Annotated in this window: 17 protein-coding genes; 10 read left to right on the top strand and 7 right to left on the bottom strand. The window is 67.5% G+C overall.

Annotated features, from left to right (window positions below):
• Positions 1-27 precede the first annotated feature (27 nt).
• Positions 28-1,329: a phosphoribosylamine--glycine ligase gene (gene purD / locus AC0KTM_RS28020; RefSeq protein ID WP_472417295.1), complete on the top strand. Its 1,302-nt coding sequence runs from the start codon at positions 28-30 to the stop codon at positions 1,327-1,329.
• 7 nt (positions 1,330-1,336) lie between these two features.
• On the opposite strand, the gene AC0KTM_RS28025 is transcribed toward purD, so the two are convergent.
• Together AC0KTM_RS28025 and AC0KTM_RS28030 are read right to left on the bottom strand one after the other, a co-directional pair.
• Entirely contained in the window at positions 1,337-2,920 is a 1,584-nt protein-coding gene (locus AC0KTM_RS28025; RefSeq protein ID WP_225327869.1) for a gamma-glutamyltransferase family protein, read from the bottom strand.
• A 71-nt stretch (positions 2,921-2,991) separates the two neighbouring features.
• Complete coding sequence (locus tag AC0KTM_RS28030; protein ID WP_225327868.1) at positions 2,992-3,909, bottom strand: alpha/beta hydrolase-fold protein; 918 nt, start codon at positions 3,907-3,909, stop codon at positions 2,992-2,994.
• A gap of 73 nt (positions 3,910-3,982) precedes the next feature.
• Here AC0KTM_RS28030 and AC0KTM_RS28035 point away from each other — a divergent pair, with 73 nt between their 5' ends.
• Entirely contained in the window at positions 3,983-4,600 is a 618-nt protein-coding gene (locus AC0KTM_RS28035; RefSeq protein WP_425326345.1) for a TetR/AcrR family transcriptional regulator, read from the top strand.
• On the opposite strand, the gene AC0KTM_RS28040 is transcribed toward AC0KTM_RS28035, so the two are convergent.
• Positions 4,579-5,328, bottom strand: coding sequence for a DUF429 domain-containing protein (locus AC0KTM_RS28040; RefSeq protein WP_472417298.1), 750 nt, complete (start codon positions 5,326-5,328; stop codon positions 4,579-4,581). The two genes, AC0KTM_RS28035 and AC0KTM_RS28040, sit on opposite strands and share 22 nt — an antisense overlap.
• A gap of 91 nt (positions 5,329-5,419) precedes the next feature.
• Between AC0KTM_RS28040 and purB the strand changes: the two genes are divergently transcribed.
• From purB to AC0KTM_RS28055, 3 genes are read left to right on the top strand one after another with little or no spacing between them, the layout of a single operon-like run.
• Entirely contained in the window at positions 5,420-6,838 is a 1,419-nt protein-coding gene (gene purB, locus AC0KTM_RS28045; protein ID WP_225327866.1) for an adenylosuccinate lyase, read from the top strand.
• Entirely contained in the window at positions 6,835-8,091 is a 1,257-nt protein-coding gene (locus AC0KTM_RS28050) for a cytochrome P450 (protein WP_472417300.1), read from the top strand. The genes purB and AC0KTM_RS28050 overlap by 4 nt, the downstream gene beginning before the upstream one ends.
• Positions 8,088-9,110, top strand: a complete 1,023-nt coding sequence (locus AC0KTM_RS28055; protein WP_472417302.1) for a tellurite resistance/C4-dicarboxylate transporter family protein — start codon at positions 8,088-8,090, stop codon at positions 9,108-9,110. Before AC0KTM_RS28050 ends, AC0KTM_RS28055 begins: the two co-directional genes overlap by 4 nt.
• On the opposite strand, the gene AC0KTM_RS28060 is transcribed toward AC0KTM_RS28055, so the two are convergent.
• Complete coding sequence (locus AC0KTM_RS28060) at positions 9,075-9,695, bottom strand: hypothetical protein (protein WP_225327863.1); 621 nt, start codon at positions 9,693-9,695, stop codon at positions 9,075-9,077. The two genes, AC0KTM_RS28055 and AC0KTM_RS28060, sit on opposite strands and share 36 nt — an antisense overlap.
• A gap of 52 nt (positions 9,696-9,747) precedes the next feature.
• Here AC0KTM_RS28060 and AC0KTM_RS28065 point away from each other — a divergent pair, with 52 nt between their 5' ends.
• Together AC0KTM_RS28065 and AC0KTM_RS28070 are read left to right on the top strand one after the other, a co-directional pair.
• Positions 9,748-10,638, top strand: a complete 891-nt coding sequence (locus AC0KTM_RS28065) for a phosphoribosylaminoimidazolesuccinocarboxamide synthase (RefSeq protein ID WP_225327862.1) — start codon at positions 9,748-9,750, stop codon at positions 10,636-10,638.
• The gene (locus AC0KTM_RS28070) at positions 10,635-12,770 is read left to right on the top strand and encodes a S9 family peptidase (protein ID WP_238955728.1); all 2,136 of its coding nucleotides are present in this window, start codon (positions 10,635-10,637) and stop codon (positions 12,768-12,770) included. The genes AC0KTM_RS28065 and AC0KTM_RS28070 overlap by 4 nt, the downstream gene beginning before the upstream one ends.
• Before the next feature lie 26 nt (positions 12,771-12,796).
• Here AC0KTM_RS28070 and AC0KTM_RS28075 read toward each other — a convergent pair whose 3' ends face one another.
• Together AC0KTM_RS28075 and AC0KTM_RS28080 are read right to left on the bottom strand one after the other, a co-directional pair.
• Complete coding sequence (locus AC0KTM_RS28075) at positions 12,797-14,404, bottom strand: DHA2 family efflux MFS transporter permease subunit (protein WP_225327860.1); 1,608 nt, start codon at positions 14,402-14,404, stop codon at positions 12,797-12,799.
• A 143-nt stretch (positions 14,405-14,547) separates the two neighbouring features.
• Entirely contained in the window at positions 14,548-16,167 is a 1,620-nt protein-coding gene (locus tag AC0KTM_RS28080) for a DHA2 family efflux MFS transporter permease subunit (protein ID WP_472417589.1), read from the bottom strand.
• A 158-nt stretch (positions 16,168-16,325) separates the two neighbouring features.
• Between AC0KTM_RS28080 and AC0KTM_RS28085 the strand changes: the two genes are divergently transcribed.
• The gene (locus AC0KTM_RS28085) at positions 16,326-17,030 is read left to right on the top strand and encodes a DUF2334 domain-containing protein (protein WP_238955729.1); all 705 of its coding nucleotides are present in this window, start codon (positions 16,326-16,328) and stop codon (positions 17,028-17,030) included.
• A gap of 49 nt (positions 17,031-17,079) precedes the next feature.
• Positions 17,080-18,747: an FAD-binding dehydrogenase gene (locus AC0KTM_RS28090; RefSeq protein ID WP_238955730.1), complete on the top strand. Its 1,668-nt coding sequence runs from the start codon at positions 17,080-17,082 to the stop codon at positions 18,745-18,747.
• A 13-nt stretch (positions 18,748-18,760) separates the two neighbouring features.
• On the opposite strand, the gene AC0KTM_RS28095 is transcribed toward AC0KTM_RS28090, so the two are convergent.
• Positions 18,761-19,399, bottom strand: a complete 639-nt coding sequence (locus tag AC0KTM_RS28095; protein WP_238955731.1) for an MBL fold metallo-hydrolase — start codon at positions 19,397-19,399, stop codon at positions 18,761-18,763.
• Between AC0KTM_RS28095 and AC0KTM_RS28100 the strand changes: the two genes are divergently transcribed.
• Complete coding sequence (locus AC0KTM_RS28100; RefSeq protein WP_225327856.1) at positions 19,376-20,110, top strand: ATPase; 735 nt, start codon at positions 19,376-19,378, stop codon at positions 20,108-20,110. The genes AC0KTM_RS28095 and AC0KTM_RS28100 overlap by 24 nt on opposite strands.
• The last annotated feature ends 39 nt before the right edge of the window (positions 20,111-20,149 follow it).

The following is a 20,149-nucleotide window of genomic DNA, read 5'->3' on the forward strand; positions in this document are numbered from 1 at the left end:
TCCTGCGCCCGGCTAGTCTGACCTGTCGTGCGCGTCCTGGTGATTGGTTCCGGTGCCCGTGAGCATGCGTTGCTGCTGGCGCTTCGCAAAGACCCGCAGGTCACGGGGCTGGCGATCGCCCCCGGCAACGCCGGCACCGCCCGGTTGGCCGAGCAGCACGACGTCGATGTCACCGCGGCGGCGGATGTCGTCGCCCTGGCGCGCGAGGTCCGCGCCGACCTGGTGGTCATCGGTCCCGAGGTGCCGCTGGTCCTCGGGGTGGCCGACGCGCTGCGTTCCGCCGGCATCGGGGTGGCCGACGCGCTGCGTTCCGCCGGCATCGTCTGCTTCGGTCCCGGCAAGGACGCCGCCCGCATCGAAGGCTCCAAGGCGTTCGCGAAAGAGGTCATGGCCGCGGCCGGTGTGCGCACCGCGACCACTGAAATCGTCGACAGCCCCGCACTTTTGGACGCAGCGCTGGATCGCTTCGGTCCGCCTGTCGGGGATGCCGCCTGGGTGGTGAAGGACGACCGCCTGGCCGCCGGCAAGGGTGTCGTGGTGACCGCGGATCGCGGTGCGGCGCGAGCGCACGCCGCGGGACTGCTCGAGGCCGGCCACCCGGTGCTGCTGGAGTCGTACCTGGATGGCCCCGAGGTGTCACTGTTCTGCGTCGTCGACGGCGAGACCGTGGTGCCGCTGCTGCCGGCTCAGGACTTCAAGCGCGTCGGCGACGGCGACAACGGACCCAACACCGGCGGCATGGGCGCCTACGCGCCGGTCCCGTGGCTTCCCGACGAGGTCTATCGCGACATTGTCAGCAACATCGTCGAACCCGTTGCGGCCGAGATGGTTGCGCGTGACTGCCCGTTCAGCGGATTGCTGTACGCCGGGCTCGCGATCACCGCAAGCGGGCCGGCCGTGGTCGAATTCAACTGCCGCTTCGGCGATCCCGAGACGCAGGCGGTGCTGGCGCTGCTGGAATCACCGCTCGGGCAGCTCCTGTACGCGGCGGGCAGCGGCACGTTGGCGGAATTCGGCGAGCTGCGCTGGCACGACGGTGCCGCGGTGACGGTGGTGCTGGCGGCGGAGAACTATCCCGGCCGTCCTCGGGTGGGCGACGTCATCGTCGGCTCGGAGGCCGACGGTGTGCTGCACGCCGGAACCTCGCGGCGCGACGACGGCGAAATCGTCTCCTCGGGTGGTCGCGTGCTGTCGGTGGTGGGAACCGGCGCCGACCTCGCGGCCGCGCGGACCAAAGCGTATGACGTGCTTCGTTCGATTCGCCTGCCTGGCAGCCATTTCCGCAGCGACATCGCCCAATCGGCTGCCGAAGGCCAGATCCGCGTCTAGAAAGCGACTAGAACGCAGCCGCTTGCCCGTCGCGGCGCGGATCGCTGGCCGCAAGGTAGCCACCATCGAGTCGCCAGATCGCCTGGCAGCTGCCGAATTGGTTGTAGTCGTCGACGGCAACCAGGTCGTGTCCGCGCTGGCGCAACTCGTCGAGCGTTGCAGCCGGGAAACCTGTTTCGCAGCTGACCTGCATCCCCTCGACCCACCGGAACCGCGGACCGTCACACGCCGCCTGCGGATTCTGTCCGTGGTCGGCGATGCGGACCATCACCTGCACATGTCCCTGCGGCTGCATCATTCCGCCCATCACCCCGAAGCTCATGACCGGGGCCCCGTCCTTGGTCACGAAGGCCGGAATGATGGTGTGGAATGGGCGCTTGTTCGGGCCCACCACGTTCGGATGGCCTTGGCTCGCAGCGAAATTCGCCCCACGGTTTTGCAGCGAGATGCCGGTGCCAGGCACCACCACGCCGGAACCGAATCCCATGTAATTCGACTGGATCATCGACACCATCACCCCTGCGGCGTCGGCCGCGGTCAGATAGACGGTCCCGCCCGTCGGGGCGCCCGCGGACGCGGGCTTCGCCCGTGCCCGGTCGATCAGTGCGGCACGCTGCGCCAGGTACTCCTTGTCCAGCAGGCGTTCCGGCTTCAGCGGCATGTGCTCGATGTCGGCGACGTACGCCTGAGCGTCGGCGAACGCCAGCTTCACCGCCTCGATCTGCATGTGCACGCTGTCGGCGGAATCGGGCGGCAACGACGCCATGTCGAAGTGCTCCAGGATTCCCAGGGCGATCAGCGCGACGATCCCCTGACCGTTGGGCGGAATCTCGTGCACGGTGTAGCCGCGGTAGCCGCCGTCGACCGTGCCCACCCATTCCGAACGGTGAGCCGCGAGGTCACTGGCCCGCATGACACCGCCGTTGGCCGACGCGTGCGCCTCGAGTTTGGCGGCCAGTTCCCCGCGGTAAAACGCCTCGCCGTTGGTGGCGGCGATCGCCTCGAGCGTGGCCGCATGATCGGGCAGGCTGAACCGCTCACCGGGTTTCGGCGCCCGCCCGCCGGGCAGAAACGCCTCGCCGAAACCCGGCTGCCTCTCGAACAGCGGCACCTGGGCCGCCCACTGCTCGGCCACCGTGGGCGAAACCAGAAAGCCGTTGCGGCCGTAGGAGATCGCGGATTCGAAGAGCCGCTCAAACGGCAGCTTACCGAACTTGGCATGCAGTTCGGTCCATGCCGACACCGCGCCCGGCACGGTCACCGAATTCCAACCGAAGAGGGGAACGGGTTCTCCGCCAAAGTATTCCGGGGTCCACCCCGCCGGGGAGCGGCCCGATGCGTTCAGACCGTGCAATTGCTTGCCGTCCCACACGATGGCAAAGGCGTCCGAGCCGATGCCGTTGGAAACCGGCTCCACGATCGTCAGCGTGATGGCCGTGGCGATCGCCGCGTCGACCGCGCTGCCACCCTCGGCGAGCATCCGCAGGCCCGCTTGGGCGGCGAGCGGTTGCGATGTGCACACAACGTTTTCCGCCAGGATGGGCTTGCGGGGCCAGGCGTAGGGGAGGTTCCAGTCGAACGGTGCGCTCATCTCCGCGAGCGTAACGCCACGGCGATTTCCAACGCGATTCTTCGCCGTGGCGTTACGCTCGCGGCCGAAGATCACGCCGTCAGCAGCGGTGCCATCCAGGTCAGCTCGGCCGGCAACTGCGAGCTCCAGAATGCTCCGTCGTGCCCGCCCGGGGAGAAACCGCCCGCCGGCGGATGAGGCAGTTGCGCAATGAACTGCTTTGTCGCGCTGTAAAACGGGTCGCTGTCGCCGCAGTCGATCCGGATGGGGATCGACGCCAGCGCCGGCATCCCGAACACCGAGTTGGCGGCGAAGTCGTCCGGACCGTCGAAAGCTCCCGGTGCTGCCGCGCCCGACGACATCCACAGCGCGGGGCTCACCGCGCAGATCGCGGCGGTGCGTCCGGCCCCCAGCCGGCCGCCGAGCAGCAACGCGCCGTAGCCGCCCATCGACCAGCCCAAAAACGCCACTCGTGAGGTGTCCAGATTCTGGTTGCCCAGCATGGGGATGAGCTCGTCGAGCACCATCGCCCCGCTGTCTTCGCCGGAAGCTCGCTTGTGCCAATAGCTGCCGCCGCCGTCGACCGCGACCACCGCGAACGGCGGCAGTCCGGCGTCGACGGCCTGTGCCAGACCGTGTTCGACCCCGCCGGCCATCACGGTGGACGCGTCGCTGCCCTTGCCGTGCAGCGCGATCACGGGTCGCAGCGGCTTCGTCTGGCCCGGCGGACGTGCGATGGCCCAATTCGTGTTCACCCCGCCACGCGCGGCGGAGACGAAGGAACCGGTCACCATGGTGGGCGCGGCCGCCGCCGGGGGAGCCGGATCGCGAGGTGCGCTCGGTGGCGGCGCCAAAGGCACCTGGGTGCCCGCCGCGGATGTCGGCGCGGCGTGAGATGTCCGAGGCTGTAACAGAATGTCGAGCCCGTAAGCGCCGGCGGCGCCGAGGGCCGCGCCGGCGCCGAGGCCGAGCACGGCGCGGCGGCTCAAGTCGGGCATGCGGGCCATCATGCCATGTTCGATCGGCGGGCCGTTTGGCCGAAATGGCAATGCAGTACCACTTTGACTGGCACGATGGCTACTCGTGACTGCAGCGGTTACTCCGAAAGGAGAACGTCGACGGTACGCGCTCATCAGCGCCGCCGCCGAGCTGCTCGCCGAGGGCGGGTTCGAAGCGGTGCGCCACCGGGCGGTCGCCAGTCGGGCCGGATTGCCGTTGGCGTCCACCACCTATTACTTCTCCTCCCTCGACGATCTGATCGCCCGCGCGGTCGAGCACATCGCGATGATCGAGGTGGCACAGCTTCGGTCGCGGGTCACCGCGTTGTCCCGGCGGCGGCGCGGACCGGAGACCATTGCCGAGGTGCTGGCGGACCTGCTCGTCGGGGACGTGTCCGGCCCGGGACTCACCGAGCAGCTGATCTCGCGCTATGAGCGACACATCGCGTGCACCCGCCTGCCCGCGTTGCAAGAAACCATGCGACGCAGCTTGCGTCAGCGCGCGGAGGCCGTCGCGGAGGCCATCGAGCGTTCCGGCCGCTCGGTGCACATCGAACTGGTGTGCACGCTGATCTGCGCGGTCGACGGGTCGGTGGTGTCGGCCTTGGTGGAGGGCCGGGATCCGCGCGCGGCGGCGCAGGGGGCGGTGGTCGATCTCATCGAGGTGCTCGCCCCCATCGATCAGCGCCCCGTGCAGATCTGATCCGGCAGCGACGGCGTCACAATGCACCCGGTGTCGACGTCGCCGTAGATCGTCACAAGGCCCGGGCAGCGCTGCGCGTACAGCGCCACGTAGGCACAGACGACGGCATCGACCGGATCCTCGGCACGGCGCAGTTCGCTTTTGCGTTGCGCGCCCGCGACGGCCGCCCGCAGCGCGAGCCAGCCTTCGTGGCCGGCGACGCGCAGGGGTATCGGGGCCTGCGCGAGTCGTTCGAGCCCGTCCATCAGCAACAACAGCTCGGATTTGAGCCGGTCGACGCTACGGCCCGGCTTGGCCTTGTACTTCAGGGTCCGCTCCAACCGGAACAGCGCGACCGTCGCCGCATGCGGGTAGACCTCGATGGCCCGACGCGGCGCCGCCGAGCGTGGATCCGGATCGAGGCCCAGCGCCGCGGCCAGGCGCGCGCCGCGCGGGCCGTCGGCGAATTCGGGTTTCCCGGTGTTGCAGGGGTGGGTGCCGGCCTCGAACCTGCGGAAGTCGCGGTTGAGCGCGGTCTCGGCGGGACGCTGACCCGTGGGGTTGTTCACCACCAGCGGCGCGTCGAAGGCGACCAGGCAATCCCCCCGCACGTAGGGCTGCAACGCGGCCAGGATCTCGTCGTCGTCGCGGGCCGCGCCCACGCTCACCAGATCACCACCGGAGTCGACGACGGCGACACCGGTCGGGTTACGGCCCGCCCAGGCGAGGTCGACGCCGGCGAAGTACATCGTCAAAGTGTGCCGCGAGACTGTAGCTACCGACACCGTCACGCGGGAAACGCGTTGCCAGCTGCAGTCTCGCGGTGGCTAAGCTGACCGAGTGAGCATTCCGAACGTGCTGGCCGCACGGTACGCCAGTGCCGAGATGGTCGCGATCTGGTCGCCCGAGGCCAAGATCGTCGCGGAGCGGCGGCTGTGGCTCGCGGTGCTGCGCGCACAGGCGGAGTTGGGCGTCGCGGTGCCGCCCGAAGCGATCGCCGACTACGAGCGGGTGCTCGAGGACGTCGACCTGGCGTCGATCGCGGACCGGGAACGCGTCCTGCGCCATGACGTCAAAGCCCGCATCGAGGAATTCAACGCGCTGGCCGGTCACGAGCATGTGCACAAGGGCATGACCAGTCGCGATCTGACCGAGAACGTGGAGCAGCTGCAGATCCGGCGTTCGCTGGAGCTGGTCTTCGCGCACGGGGTGGCGGTCGCGGCGCGGCTCGCCGAGCGGGCCGTGGCCTATCGCGACCTGGTGATGGCCGGACGCAGCCACAATGTCGCCGCCCAGGCCACCACCCTCGGCAAGAGGTTCGCCTCGGCGGCGCAGGAGACGCTGATCGCGTTGACCAGGCTGCGCGAGCTGATCGACCGCTACCCGTTGCGCGGGATCAAGGGACCGATGGGCACGTCGCAGGACATGCTCGACCTGCTGGACGGCGACACCGCCAAGCTCGCCGAGCTCGAGCGGCGCATCGCCCAATTCTTGGGCTTTGCAACGGTTTTGACCAGTGTCGGGCAGGTGTATCCGAGATCGCTGGACCACGACGTGATTTCGGCGCTGGTGCAGCTGGGCGCGGGACCATCCTCGATGGCGCACACCATCCGGCTGATGGCCGGGCACGAGCTGGTCACCGAGGGATTCGCGCCGGGCCAGGTTGGTTCGTCGGCGATGCCGCACAAGATGAACACCCGCAGCTGCGAACGGGTCAACGGCCTGCAGGTGGTGCTGCGCGGCTACGCCTCGATGGCCGCCGAGCTGGCCGGCGCGCAGTGGAACGAGGGCGACGTGTTCTGCTCGGTGGTGCGGCGAGTGGCGTTGCCGGACAGCTTCTTTGCCATTGACGGGCAGATCGAGACCTTCTTGACGGTGCTCGACGAGTTCGGCGCCTATCCGGCGGTGATCGGTCGCGAGCTGGACCGCTACCTGCCGTTCCTGGCCACCACCAAGGTGTTGATCGCGGCGGTGCGCGCCGGCATGGGCCGCGAGGCCGCGCATCACGTGATCCGCGAACACGCGGTCGCGACGGCGCTGGCCATGCGGGAACGCGGGGCCGAGCCCGATCTGCTGGATCGGCTGGCGGCCGACGAGCGGCTGCCGCTGGACCGGGCGGCCCTGGACGCCGCGCTGGCGGACAAGCAGGCGTTCACGGGCGCCGCCGGTGACCAGGTCGACGAGGTGGCGGCGCTGGTGGACGCGCTGGTGAGCCGCTACCCGGACGCCGCCAAGTACGTCCCGGGTGCGATCCTGTGACCCTGGCCGGCGCACTTTCGGGGATCGATTTCACCGACCTCGACAACTTCGCCGACGGATTCCCGCACGACCTGTTCGCCATCCATCGGCGCGAGGCGCCGGTGTATTGGCACCCGCCGACCGACAACACCCCGGACAACGAGGGCTTCTGGTCGGTCGCCACCTACGCGGAAACGCTTGAGGTTCTCAAGGATCCGGTGACGTACTCGTCGGTCACCGGCGGCGAACGGCCCTACGGCGGCACCCTGTTACAGGACCTGGCGATCGCCGGGCAGGTGCTCAACATGATGGACGACCCGCGGCATTCGCAGATCCGGCGACTGGTCAGCTCCGGGCTGACGCCGCGGATGATCCGTTTGGTGGAAGACGATCTGCGAAGCAGGGCGCGTCGTCTGCTGGACGCGGTGGTGCCGGGTGAGCCGTTCGACTTCCTGGTCGACATCGCCGCCGAGCTGCCGATGCAGATGATCTGCATCCTGCTGGGAGTCCCTGAATCCGAACGGCATTGGTTGTTCGAGGCGATCGAGCCGCAGTTCGACTTCGGTGGTTCGCGCAAGGCTGCGCTTTCACAGCTATCGGTGGAAGAGGCCGGGTCGCGCATGTATGACTACGGTCAGCAATTGATCGCGTCCAAGCGTGAGAACCCGACCGATGACATGTTGTCGGTCGTGGCGAACGCGATGCTCGACGATTCGGAGGGGCGCGACGCGTCGGCCCTTTCCGACCTAGAGCTGTACCTGTTCTTCAGCCTGCTGTTCAGCGCCGGCGCGGAGACCACCCGCAATGCGGTCGCGGGCGGGCTGCTGGCGCTGGCCAACCATCCGTCGCAATTGCGTTCTCTGCGTCGGGATCTGGGCGCGCTGCCCACCGCGGTGGAGGAGATGGTGCGGTGGACCTCACCCTCGCCCTCGAAGCGGCGCACGACCACCCGCGACGTCACGCTGGGCGGCCAGCACATCGAGGCCGGCCAGAAAATCCAGATCTGGGAGGGCTCGGCGAATCGCGACGCCAGTGTGTTCGACAACGCCGACACGTTCGACATCACCCGGAAACCCAACCCGCATCTGGGATTCGGCCAGGGCGTGCACTATTGCCTGGGCGCCAACCTGGCCCGGCTGGAGCTGCGGGTGCTGTTCGAGGAGTTGCTCTCCCGGTTCGGTGCGGTGAAGGTGGTCCGGCCGGTCGAATGGGCCCGCAGCAACCGGCATACCGGCATCCGGCACCTCGTCGTGGAGCTACGCGAAGAACAGTGACGATCCGGTTCGCCGATATCGAGCCCTCACCCGATGTGTTCGCTGCGGTGATGGCGACGGGCATCTTGTCGATCGGTGCGAAAAATCATGGGTACCGGTTGATCAGCGACACGATGGGTGTCATCGCCACCCTGGGTCTGGTCTTGCTGGTCGCCCTCGTCGTCGCGAAGGGCTGCGCCACCGGACACGGGCTGCGCTGGGATCTGAGCGATCCCGACGTCACGCTGCGGATGATCACCTTCGTCGCCGCCTGTGCGGTGATCGACACGCGCCTGTCGTCGAATGTGTGGGTGGCGCGGGTCCTCGGTGCGGTCGGGCTGGCGTCCTGGCTGGTGCTGATCCTGCTCAGCGCGCGAAACATGTTGGCGCATCGCTGGTCCGAGCTGCGCGACCGTGCCCACGGCGCCTGGCAGCTGGGCAGCGTCGGAACATCGGGTCTGGCGATCGTGATCGCCCGGGCGGCCTATCACACCGGTCATCACTGGTGGCTCGCGGTGGCCGTGGCCGCCTGGCTTGCGGCGCTGTGCATATACGGACTGATGACCTGGCTGACCATGTGGCGCGTGGTCAACGAACGACAGGACCGCGACGGCTTCGAACCGGACACCTGGATCCTGATGGGTGGCATGGCGATTGCGACGCTGGCCGGCGACAACATCCACGCCGTGGCTCCCGCCTGGCTGGCCGGCCCGGTGCGCGCGGTCACCATCGTGACCTGGGTGACGGCCACCCTGTGGATACCGCCGCTGATCTACTTCGCCCTGCACCGCATCAGGCGGCATCCCAACATGCTGCGATTTGCCGGCGTGTGGTGGGCGTTCGTGTTTCCGTTGGGCATGTATTCGGCGGCCAGCTTCGCCATGGCGATGGAGATTGGTCAGCGCTGGCTGCTGACCGTTTCGCTGGTGTTCTTCTGGGATGCGTTGGCGGCCTGGCTCATTGTGGTTGCTGCGGGGCTGCTCCTCTTGTCGCGTGCGCTGCTGCTAAACCCCGCGGATCGCGATACCCGCCGAGCGTAGTTCGAGCGCGGCCAGCGCCCCGATGGTGACCGGGTCCTCACGACGCCACCCACCGACCGGATCGGCGCTGACGGCGACCAGCTTGCGGGGCGGGCGATTGGTCAGCGCGCGCAGCGCGAGCAATTGCGCCCCGGCCGGGGTTGCGGCCAATGCGGTCACCGTCAGCTTGCGCCGAAAGAAGCGAATCCGCAGAAACAGCCACGGGATCACCGCGACGAGGATCGGGAGCGCCACGACCGCCATCGCCAGCAGCACCGCGAGCCAGCTCGCCGCGGTGTCCAGATCGTGGCCCGCGCCGGCGATGTCCAGCGCGGCCTGGCTGGCGGAGTTGAGCGGCTTGCTGACCGTGTCGCCCACCACCGGGATGTGCTGGGCGCCGTGGCCGGCGGATGCGAGGTTGCCGGCGATGCCGTCCGCCCCGCTCTCGACCTGTCGGCCGGCGTCGGCGATGGTCGCGATGGCGTCGTAAACCGCCAGGCCGACGAGAAGCCACAGCGCTGTCCACACGACGACGGCGAAGTCGCTGAACAGCTGGGCGGCCAGCCGGCCGGGCCTGGTGGAGTAGGGCAGAAACCGCGGTGTCATAGCCCCGATCCCAGCACAAGCCGCGCCGTCAGGTGCCCGATAGGCTGACCGGATGCCTGCACTGTCCGACTACCAGCATCTGGCCAGCGGCAAGGTCCGTGAGCTGTATCGCGTCGACGACGAACACCTCCTGTTGGTCGCCACCGACCGCATCTCGGCGTACGACTTCGTCCTGGACAGCACCATCCCGGACAAGGGCCGCATCCTGACCGCGATGAGCGTCTTCTTCTTCGGTCTCGTCGACTCCCCCAATCACCTGGCCGGACCACCGGACGACCCACGCATCCCCGACGAGGTCCTGGGCCGGGCGCTGGTGGTGCGGCGTCTGGAGATGTTTCCGGTCGAATGCGTGGCGCGCGGTTACCTGACCGGCTCGGGGCTCCTGGACTACCAGGCGACCGGCAAGGTCTGCGGCATCACCTTGCCCCCGGGACTGGCCGAAGCCAGCCGGTTCGCCGAACCGCTGTTCACCCCCGCGACCAAAGCCGCGTTGGGGGACCACGACGAAAACGTCTCGTTCGCCCGCGTGATCGAGATGGTGGGCGGGGTGCGCGCCAACCAGCTGCGCGACCGCACGTTGCGGATCTACGTTCAGGCCGCCGACCATGCGCTGCGGAAAGGAATCATCATCGCGGACACCAAGTTCGAATTCGGCACCGACCGCGACGGAAACCTGTTGCTGGCCGACGAAATCTTCACCCCGGACTCGTCACGGTACTGGCCGGCCGACGAGTACCAGGTCGGCGTGGTCCAGAACAGTTTCGACAAACAGTTCGTCCGTAACTGGCTCACCAGCCCCGAGTCCGGCTGGGACCGCCACGGCACACAACCCCCGCCGCCGCTCCCGGGCGACATCATCGAAGCGACCCGCGCCCGCTATATCGAGGCCTACGAACGCATTTCCGGCTTGAGCTTCGGCGACTGGATCGGCCCGGCCGCATGACCGAGCCGCACCTCGCCGGGTCCGTACCACCCGTCGCCAAGCGGGTGGACAGCCGGCGCGAACACCACGGTGACGTCTTCATCGACCCCTATGAGTGGCTACGCGAAAAGACGAACCCCGATGTCATCGCCTACCTCGAGGCGGAGAACAGCTACGTCGACGAGATGACCGCCCACCTCGAACCGTTGCGGCAACAGATCTTCGACGAGATCAAGGCGCGCACCAAGGAAACCGACCTGTCGGTACCGACGCGGCAGGGCCAGTGGTGGTACTACGCCCGCACGTTCGAAGGCAAGCAGTACCGCGTCCAGTGCCGTTGTCCGGTACGTGATCCCGATGACTGGGACCCGCCGACCTTGGACGAGAACACCGACATTCCGGGCGAACAGATCTTGCTCGATTCGAACGTCGAGGCCGAGGGGCACGAGTTCTTCTCCCTGGGCGCCGCAACCGTCAGCCTCGACGGACACCTGCTGGCATACTCGGTCGACACGCTCGGCGATGAGCGCTATACGTTGCGGTTCAAGGATTTACGCACCGGCGAGCTTTATCCGGACGAGATCGCCGACATCGGGGCGGGCGCGACCTGGGCCGCCGACAACCGCACCGTGTACTACCTCACCCTGGACGCGGCCCATCGCCCCGACAAGGTATGGCGGTATCGGGTGGGCTCCGGTGAGGAATCGGAGCTGGTGTATCACGAAGCCGACGAAAAGTTCTGGCTCGGCGTGGGACTCACCCGAAGCGAGGCCTACGTCTTCATCGCCTCGGGCTCGTCGATCACCTCCGAATTCCGCTACGCCGACGCCGCCGATCCGCGCGCGCAGTTCACCGTCGTGCTGCCGCGCCGCGAAGGTGTCGAGTATTCGGTCGAGCATGCGGTCGTCGGCGGGCAGGACCGGTTCTTGATCCTGCACAACGACGGGGCGGTCAACTTCACGCTGACCGAGGCGCCGGTCGGCGATCCCACGCAGCAGCGCACGCTCATCCCCCACCGCGACGATGTCCGGCTCGACGGGGTGGACGCCTTCGCCGGCCACCTCGTGGTCAGCTATCGGCGTGAGGCGCTGCCCCGGCTTGCGCTGTGGCGCATCAACTCGGACGGGACATATGCAGAGCCTGAAGAGGTTTCGTTCGACTCCGAACTGATGTCGGCCGGTCCGGCCGGCAACCCGAATTGGGGCGCCCCCAAGCTGCGGATCCGGGCGGGGTCTCTCGTCATTCCGGCGCGGGTCTACGACATCGACTTCGTCACCGGCGAACGCACCCTACTGCGCGAGCAACCCGTGCTCGGGGATTATCGCTCGGAGGATTACGTCGAACGCCGCGATTGGGCGGTCGCCGAGGACGGCGCCCGGATCCCCGTTTCGGTCGTGCACCGCGCAGGAATCGAATTCCCGGCGCCTGCATTGGTTTACGGCTACGGTGCCTACGAGATCTGCACCGATCCGAGTTTTTCCATCGCCCGGTTGTCGCTCTTGGATCGAGGAATGGTGTTCGCGATCGCCCACGTCCGCGGCGGCGGCGAAATGGGCCGGCTGTGGTACGAGCACGGCAAGCTCTTGGAAAAGAAGAACACCTTCACCGACTTCGTCGCGGTGGCAAGGCATCTGGTGGATTCCGGAATCACCCGCCCGCGCCGGCTGGTGGCGTTGGGGGGCAGTGCGGGTGGCCTGTTGATGGGGGCGGTGGCCAACCTGGCGCCGGAACTCTTTGCCGGCATCCTCGCGCAGGTGCCCTTCGTCGACCCGCTGACCACCATCTTGGATTCCTCCTTGCCGCTGACCGTCACCGAGTGGGACGAATGGGGAAACCCGTTGGCGGACAAGGATGTTTATTCCTACATGAAGTCCTATTCCCCGTATGAAAATGTCGAGGCGAAGCCTTATCCGGCGATACTGGCGATGACGTCGCTGAACGACACGCGGGTCTACTACGTGGAACCCGCGAAATGGGTTGCCGCGCTGCGACACGTCAACGCGAATGGGAGCCCCGTCCTGCTGAAGACGCAAATGAACGCCGGGCATGGCGGCGTCAGCGGTCGCTACAAGGGGTGGGAGGAAGCCGCCTTCCAGTATGCGTGGCTGTTGGCCACCGCCGACGGCGACCGTTATGGCGGCCGGGACGGCTAGCTCGAGGATCAGCCGCGGGCCGGGCGCTAGTCGCCGACGGGCGGGGTTGCCAGCTTCCTGGGCAGGAAGGATGCCGGGATGGTGGTGAACGCCACCAACACGACCGCCAGCACGAACACCGTCGCATAGGCGTGCGCCAAGTGGTGCGACACGTGGCCGGCCAGATCGGGCGTAATCGTCTGGCGCGGGAGGGCCGACGGGTCAAGTCCCCGCTTCCCGGCGTCCGGGCGCGCCCCGAGCATCTCGTTGGCCGCCATCAGGGCCTCGTTGCGATTGAACTGATTGGTCAGGATCACCGCCATGAGGGCGGCCCCGATCGACCCGCCTACCTGCTGATTCACACTGATCAACGTCGTCCCCCGGGCCACCTGACGCGGGGTCAGCGACTGCATGAGCGCCGCGGAAAGCGGCGTGGTGGTCAAGCCGGCGCCCAGCCCCATGATCGCGAGCCCGGACACCAAGACCGGCGAGTACTCGGCCTGCGTGGCGACGCCGTAGGTGAAGACCCCCAGACCCGCTGCCATCAGGGGCAGGCCGATCAGCACGATGTTGCCGGGACCGTGCTTGTCCATGAAGGCCCCGCCGATCGGCATGGTCAATACGGCACCGATCCCGATCGGCAGCATGTGCAACCCGGACTGCATCGGCGTCTCGTGGCTGACGATCTGAAAGTAACTCGGGACCAGCAGGCCCACGCCGACCGAGGCGGCCCCGAACACCAGCATCGTCACGTTGACCTGCGTGACCACGGGGTTGCGGAACAGCCGCAGGTCGATGAGGGGGTGATCGGTGCGATACCAGGCGTGCACGATGAACGCGGCGATCAACGCCAGGCCGAGCAGCGCCGGCCCTAGCACATACGGGTCGGTGATCGTGTGCCGCCCCGGGATGGAGCACACCCCGCACAGGAAGATCGCCACGCCGGGTGACAGCAACAGCGCGCCGGTGATGTCGAGGGCCTCCGACGGGGCCGAGCGATCCTTCGCGAACATGATCGCCGCCAGCGCAAACGCGGTCAGTCCGATCGGCAGGTTGATCAGGAAGATCCACTTCCAGCCATAGGCGCCGATCAGCCATCCCCCCAGGATGGGCCCGCCGATCGGGCCGAGAAGGATCGGGATTCCCCCCACCGCCATGAGGCGGCCGACCCGTTTGGGTCCCGCCTCACGCGTCAAGATGACGAAGCTGAGCGGCAGCAGCATGCCGCCGCCAACCCCTTGCACCACGCGAAACAAGATGAGCAGCAATATGTTCGGAGCCACCGCGCACAGCAGCGAGCCCAGGGTGAAGATCAGGACCGACCCCATGAACAACCGTTTGGTGCCGAACCGATCCGCCGCCCATCCGGTGACCGGGATCACGGTCGCAAACGCGAGCATGTAGCCGGCGATGGTCCACGAGACGACGGCCTGACTCGACCCGAATTGATCGATGAAGGTGCGTTGCGCGACGGCGACGACGGTGCTGTCCAGGACGGCCATGATGCAGGCCAGGCCGCAGACTCCGGCGATCCGGAACAGTGCTGCGTCGAGCTTGTCCGGGTAGTCGTCAGAACGCAGCGATGGTCCCGCGGCGGTGGGCAACGGGACACTGAGAGCTGCAGAACGGGTGTTCTCCATGGCGCCGCTGAGCATATCTATACGGCTAGCCCTGCTGAGGCGTTTTCACTCGTATTCGCCGGTATTCCCATGCGTGTAATTCGTGCTGCACAGCAGCGGCGCGGACGGCCATTTAAAGCGAAAAATCGGCCCGGGGTCGACTAGCAGGCGTGATTGTCTTATTCGCCGGCAGTTTCGCTTGCCGGCTTTTTCGGCAGAAACGACGCCGGAATTACCGTGCAAACCACCAGTATGACGGCAATCACGAATACCGCGGTATACGCCTGGGAAAGATCGTGCACCACATTCCCCCAAAAATCTGGCGCAAGCGCCTGCCGGGGCATTGCGGATTGGTCGACCGGCACCCCGTCGACGGCCGCTCGCTGATCCAGGGCGGCAACCTTGTTTGCCGCGACGATGTATTGGCGCCGATTGAACTGATTCGTCAGGACCATCGACATCAGCGCGGTTCCCATCGAGCCGCCCACTTGATGGCTGACGCTCATCAAGGTCGTTCCCCGGGCGATTTGGTGCGGGGCCAGCGCCTGCACCGACGCGACGGACAACGGCATCATGGTGCAGCCCATACCCAGGCCGGTGACCGCCAGCGCCACCAGCAGCACGGGGAGATAGTGGGCCTGCCTGGCCACTCCGAACGCGAAAGCTCCCAGGCCGACCGTGATCAGCGCAATGCCGACCAGCACGATCTTGCCCGGCCCCTGTCTGTCCACCAGCGGTCCGGTCAGCCGCATGGTCAGCATGGCGCCGAGCCCCTGCGGGATCAAGTGCACGCCCGCCTGCATGGGCGATTGGTGCAGCACCTGCTGGAAGTAACTGGGAAGCAGCAGGCCGGCGCCGAAAAATGCGCCGGCGAAGACCAGCATCGTCACGTTGGCGTGGGTCAGCACCGGATTGCGGAAGAGCCGCAGATCTATCAGGGGATGATCGACGCGATGCCAGGCGTGCGCGACGAACCCCGCGATCAACGCCAGTCCGATCGTCGCCGGGATCACCACATGGCGGTCCGCGACGGTGCCGCGGCCCGGGATGGACGACACCGCGAACAGGAACATCGCCAGGCCGGGGGAGAGCAGCAGCACGCCGACGGCGTCGAAGGTTTCCGACCGGGCCGGATGATCCCGCGGGAACACGATCGCCGCGAGGACAATGGTGAGCAGCCCGATCGGCACATTGATCAGGAAGATCCACCGCCAGCTCGACGTGTCGATCAGCCAACCGCCCAGAATCGGGCCGCCGATCGGGGCGAGCAGCATCGGGATGCTCAAGATCGACATCAGGCGGCCGAGCCGCCCGGGGCCTGCCTCACGGGTCAAGATCATGAACCCCAACGGCAGCAGCATGCCGCCACCGACACCCTGCACCACGCGAAAGATGATGAGCTGCAAGATGTTTGCGGCAATCGCGCACAGCAGTGAGCCCAGCATGAATGCCAGCACCGAGCCCATGAACAGCCGCTTGGTGCCGAACCGGTCGGCGGCCCACCCGGTTATCGGGATCACGGTCGCCAAGGCGAGCGTGTAGCCCGTCATCGTCCAGGCCACGACCGCCTGAGAGGACGAGAACTGGTCGATGAACGTGCGCTGCGCGACGCTGACCACCGTCACGTCCAGGATCGCCATCACCGTGGCCAAGATGCACACACCGGAGATCCGCAACAGCGCGGCGTCCAACTTGTCGGGATACTCCCGTTCGTCGGCGCCAGGCTGCCCGGCGGGGGCATGGGGCAGCGGCGCTTTGGCCGCTGCGTAGGAGGCCTCGTCCATCGCGTTGCTTAGCATATCGAACAGTTCGTTTCCGCCGACGTTGCCGGCCCTTTGCTGGACCGCCCCGATACGCCGGTCGCCGAGGTAAGTCATCGCGCTCAGGTGAGCGCATATACGCCTGCTGTCTGCGTGTCCTTCACTATTCCGACACTTGCGGTCGGCAAACTGCTGGTGTGTCTGGAAAATTGATCGTCTCGGTCTCGGGGATTTGCGAACGCACCCTGCCCGACGTGGAGGCGTTCTGCGCGCAAATGGATGCCCGCACTGTTCCGGTGTCGCTACTCGTGGCTCCCCGCCTGTCCGGGGACTACCGGCTCGACAGCGACCCGAAAACCGTTGACTGGCTGACCGCCCGCCGCGCCGGTGGCGACGCGATCGTGCTGCACGGCTACGACGATGCCCTCATCAGGAAGCGTCGCGGTGAGTTCGCGATCTTGCGGGCGCATGAGGCCAATCTGCGATTGACGGCCGCCGACCGGATTCTCGAGCACCTCGGGCTGCGCACCCGATTGTTCGCGTCGCCCAGCTGCGTGGTCTCGCCGGGCGTCGTCAAAGCATTGCCGGCGAACGGATTTCGCATGCTGGCCGATCTGCACGGGATCACCGACCTGGTGCGGCACACCACCGTGCGCGCGCGGGTCCTCGGCATCGGCGAAGGCGTTCTCACCGAGCCGTGGTGGTGTCGCACGGTCGTGCTGTCGGCCGAGCGGATCGCCCGGCGCGACGGTGTGGTGCGGGTGGCCGTCGCCGCTCGTCACCTCCGCAAACCCGGGCCGCTGCAGGCGATGCTGGACGCGGTCGACCTGGCGTTGATGCACAACTGCACACCGACGGTGTACCGCTGGCGTCACGACAAGGCCTTGCTCGATGCCGCCTGACCGATCGACTGCCTGACCTGCTGTCCGGGGGGCACTACCCTGGACCGACATGAGCGATTCTTCGGTTGCGGGGTTCGGCGCTGATGCCATCGTCGTCGGGGCGGGGCTGTCCGGCCTGGTCGCCGCCTGCGAACTGGTGGATCGCGGCTTGCGGGTGCTGATCCTCGACCAGGAGAACAGCGCCAACCTGGGCGGGCAGGCGTTCTGGTCCTTCGGCGGCCTGTTCTTCGTCGACAGCCCCGAGCAGCGCCGGTTGGGAATCCGCGACAGCCACGAGCTTGCGCTGCAGGACTGGCTCGGTACGGCGGCGTTCGACCGCCCCGAGGACTACTGGCCGCGCCAATGGGCGCACGCCTACGTCGATTTCGCCGCCGGGGAGAAGCGCAGCTGGCTGCGTTCCCGGGGGCTCAAGCTTTTCCCGTTGGTGGGCTGGGCCGAGCGCGGCGGGTATGACGCGCAGGGACACGGCAATTCGGTTCCCCGCTTCCACATCACCTGGGGTACCGGGCCCGCGCTCGTCGAGATCTTCGCCCGTCAATTGCGGGATCGCTCCACGGTGCGCTTCGTCCACCGCCATCAGGTCGACGAGTTGATAGTCGAGGGTGACGCGGTGACGGGCGTCCGGGGGACGGTGCTGGAGCCCTCGGCCGCGCCGCGGGGAGTCGCTTCGTCTCGAAAAGCGGTCGGAGAGTTCGAGTTCCGCGCTTCCGCGGTGATCGTGACCAGTGGTGGCATCGGCGGCAACCACGAGCTGGTGCGCAAGAATTGGCCGAAGCGGATGGGCCGCGTGCCCGAGCAATTGCTCAGCGGCGTGCCGGCCCACGTCGACGGCAGGATGATCGGCATCACGCAGCGGGCCGGCGCACGGGTGATCAACCCGGACCGGATGTGGCACTACACCGAGGGCATCACCAATTACGACCCGATCTGGCCGCTGCACGGGATTCGCATCATTCCGGGCCCGTCGTCGCTGTGGCTGGACGCGAACGGCAAGCGGTTGCCGGTCCCGCTCTATCCCGGGTTCGATACCCTCGGCACACTCGAGTACATCACAAAATCCGGGTTCGATTACACCTGGTTCGTGTTGAACGCCAAGATCATTGAGAAGGAGTTCGCGCTTTCCGGTCAGGAGCAGAATCCGGATCTGACCGGACAGAGCGTGCGCGAGCTGCTACGGAACCGGGCGCGCTCCGGGCCGCCGGGACCGGTGCAGGCGTTCGTCGATCGGGGCGTGGACTTCGTCAGTGCCGATTCGTTGCGCGACCTGGTGACCGCGATGAACAAGCTGCCCGACGTGCAACCGCTGGACTACGCCACGGTGGAGGCCGAAGTCACCGCCCGCGACCGGGAGGTCGCCAACAGGTTCAGCAAGGATGGTCAGATCACCGCGATCCGCGCCGCCCGCGGCTATCTGGGCGACCGGCTGGGCCGGGTCGTGGCGCCGCACCGGTTGACCGATCCGAAGGCGGGACCGATGATCGCGGTCAAGCTGCACATCCTGACGAGAAAGACGTTGGGCGGCATCGAAACCGACCTTGCCGCACGGGTGTTGACGTCCGACGGCACGCCGCTCGCCGGGTTGTACGCCGCCGGCGAGGCAGCCGGGTTCGGCGGGGGCGGTGTGCACGGCTATCGCGCGTTGGAGGGCACGTTCTTGGGCGGATGCATCTTCTCGGGCCGCGCGGCCGGCCGCGGCGCCGCCGACGACATCACGTAACCGGCTGCTCGCGCTAGAAGGTGACGGCGTCCTCTTCGGGCAGCACCTGAAAGTCGGTGCTGGTCATCTCGGTGAGCCGGCCGTAGTAGATGCCACGCGCATCCGGGGCGATGATGCCCTGGTGAATGGGGACGGCGCGCGCGGGCGCCACCGCGCGCAGGTAGTCGACCGCTTCGGAAACCTTCATCCACGGGGCCGCCGCCGGGGTGGCTAAAACGTCCACCGGCTCGTCGGGCACGAACAGCGCGTCGCCGGGATGCATCAACCGGGCACGATGCTCGGCATCGCCCACGAGAAACGAAATGTTCTCGATCACAGGGATTTCCGGGTGGATGACGGCGTGCTTGCCGCCCACGGCCCGAACGGTCAGCTCGCCGATCTGCAGTTCGTCACCGACATGCACCTCGCGGCAGGGCGCGCCCAGTTGCGCCGCGGTCTGCGCGTCGGCGTACAGCGCCGCATCCGGGTTACCCTCGAGCAGTGCCGGCAACCGGTTTCCGTCGACGTGGTCGGGGTGCTGATGCGTGATCAAGATGGCGGTTAAGCCGGTGATTCCTTCGAAACCGTGGGCGAAAATACCGGGATCAAACAGCACGCGTGTCTGGTCGAACTCGGCAAGTAGGCACGAATGACCGAAATGCGTCAGTTGCATATCTACGATTGTGCCTTGATGGACAAGCTGCCGCTGCGCGTGATCCTGGCCATGATGCTGGTCGCCGGCAGCTTCGCGGTCGCCCTGGTCGTCGTCGTCCCAGCGCACGGCGAGCCCGAGACCTGCCCCGCCATGTGCGACCGGATCCCGAACACCGCGTGGATCGATCAGCGTGCCGTGCCCCTGGACGCGGTGTACCACTGGCCCGCGCTCGCCGGTCAGGCGGTACAGACGACCGGCTCGGCGCCCGGCCCCCGTTTTCGGTTCGAGGAGCTGTGCGCCACGCCGGCCACCGCCCGGGACCCCCGCGACTCGGCGGTCTCCGCCCGCTCGACGGTTCAACATCCGGACGGCCAGTGGCAGCTGCAGGCCCAAATCCTGCATTGGCGCGGTGATACGGCCCGCGGCGGCGAGATCGCGGCCGCGGCCTTCCGTGGCGCCGTCGCCGCGTTGCGGAGTTGCCAGCAGGGTGCGCCGCAGCAATCGCCGTCGCTGACCAGCGACGAAACCAACCGCGTGGCCGCCGTGATCAGCGGCCCGGTGGTGATGCACACCTACCTCTTCGCGCACCCGTCCAGCAGCACGATCAGCGAGGTCACGCTCTGGTCCTCGGCGCCGCCGCAGGCGCCCTGGCCGACGATGGCGGACGACCCGGTGCTGGGCGCCATGAGCGCGCCGCTGTGCGAGGCCTACATAGCCTCGTGCCCGTGACGGCGAGCTGCGGTTTCGCCGGTAGAGTTGGCGGCGAAA

Source organism: Mycobacterium sp. NTMscope_Eco_3 (genome assembly GCF_976985685.1).

Excerpts from the sequence above, each read along its gene's own strand:
- AC0KTM_RS28030 (WP_225327868.1), bottom strand. The coding sequence starts at position 3,909 with ATGATGGCCCGCATGCCCGACTTGAGCCGCCGCGCCGTGCTCGGCCTC.
- AC0KTM_RS28080 (WP_472417589.1), bottom strand. The coding sequence starts at position 16,167 with ATGCTAAGCAACGCGATGGACGAGGCCTCCTACGCAGCGGCCAAAGCG.
- AC0KTM_RS28075 (WP_225327860.1), bottom strand. The coding sequence starts at position 14,404 with ATGCTCAGCGGCGCCATGGAGAACACCCGTTCTGCAGCTCTCAGTGTC.
- AC0KTM_RS28090 (WP_238955730.1), top strand. The coding sequence starts at position 17,080 with ATGAGCGATTCTTCGGTTGCGGGGTTCGGCGCTGATGCCATCGTCGTC.
- AC0KTM_RS28095 (WP_238955731.1), bottom strand. The coding sequence starts at position 19,399 with ATGCAACTGACGCATTTCGGTCATTCGTGCCTACTTGCCGAGTTCGAC.
- AC0KTM_RS28100 (WP_225327856.1), top strand. The coding sequence starts at position 19,376 with ATGACCGAAATGCGTCAGTTGCATATCTACGATTGTGCCTTGATGGAC.
- AC0KTM_RS28065 (WP_225327862.1), top strand. The coding sequence starts at position 9,748 with ATGCCTGCACTGTCCGACTACCAGCATCTGGCCAGCGGCAAGGTCCGT.
- AC0KTM_RS28040 (WP_472417298.1), bottom strand. The coding sequence starts at position 5,328 with ATGTACTTCGCCGGCGTCGACCTCGCCTGGGCGGGCCGTAACCCGACC.
- AC0KTM_RS28025 (WP_225327869.1), bottom strand. The coding sequence starts at position 2,920 with ATGAGCGCACCGTTCGACTGGAACCTCCCCTACGCCTGGCCCCGCAAG.
- AC0KTM_RS28070 (WP_238955728.1), top strand. The coding sequence starts at position 10,635 with ATGACCGAGCCGCACCTCGCCGGGTCCGTACCACCCGTCGCCAAGCGG.
- AC0KTM_RS28060 (WP_225327863.1), bottom strand. The coding sequence starts at position 9,695 with ATGACACCGCGGTTTCTGCCCTACTCCACCAGGCCCGGCCGGCTGGCC.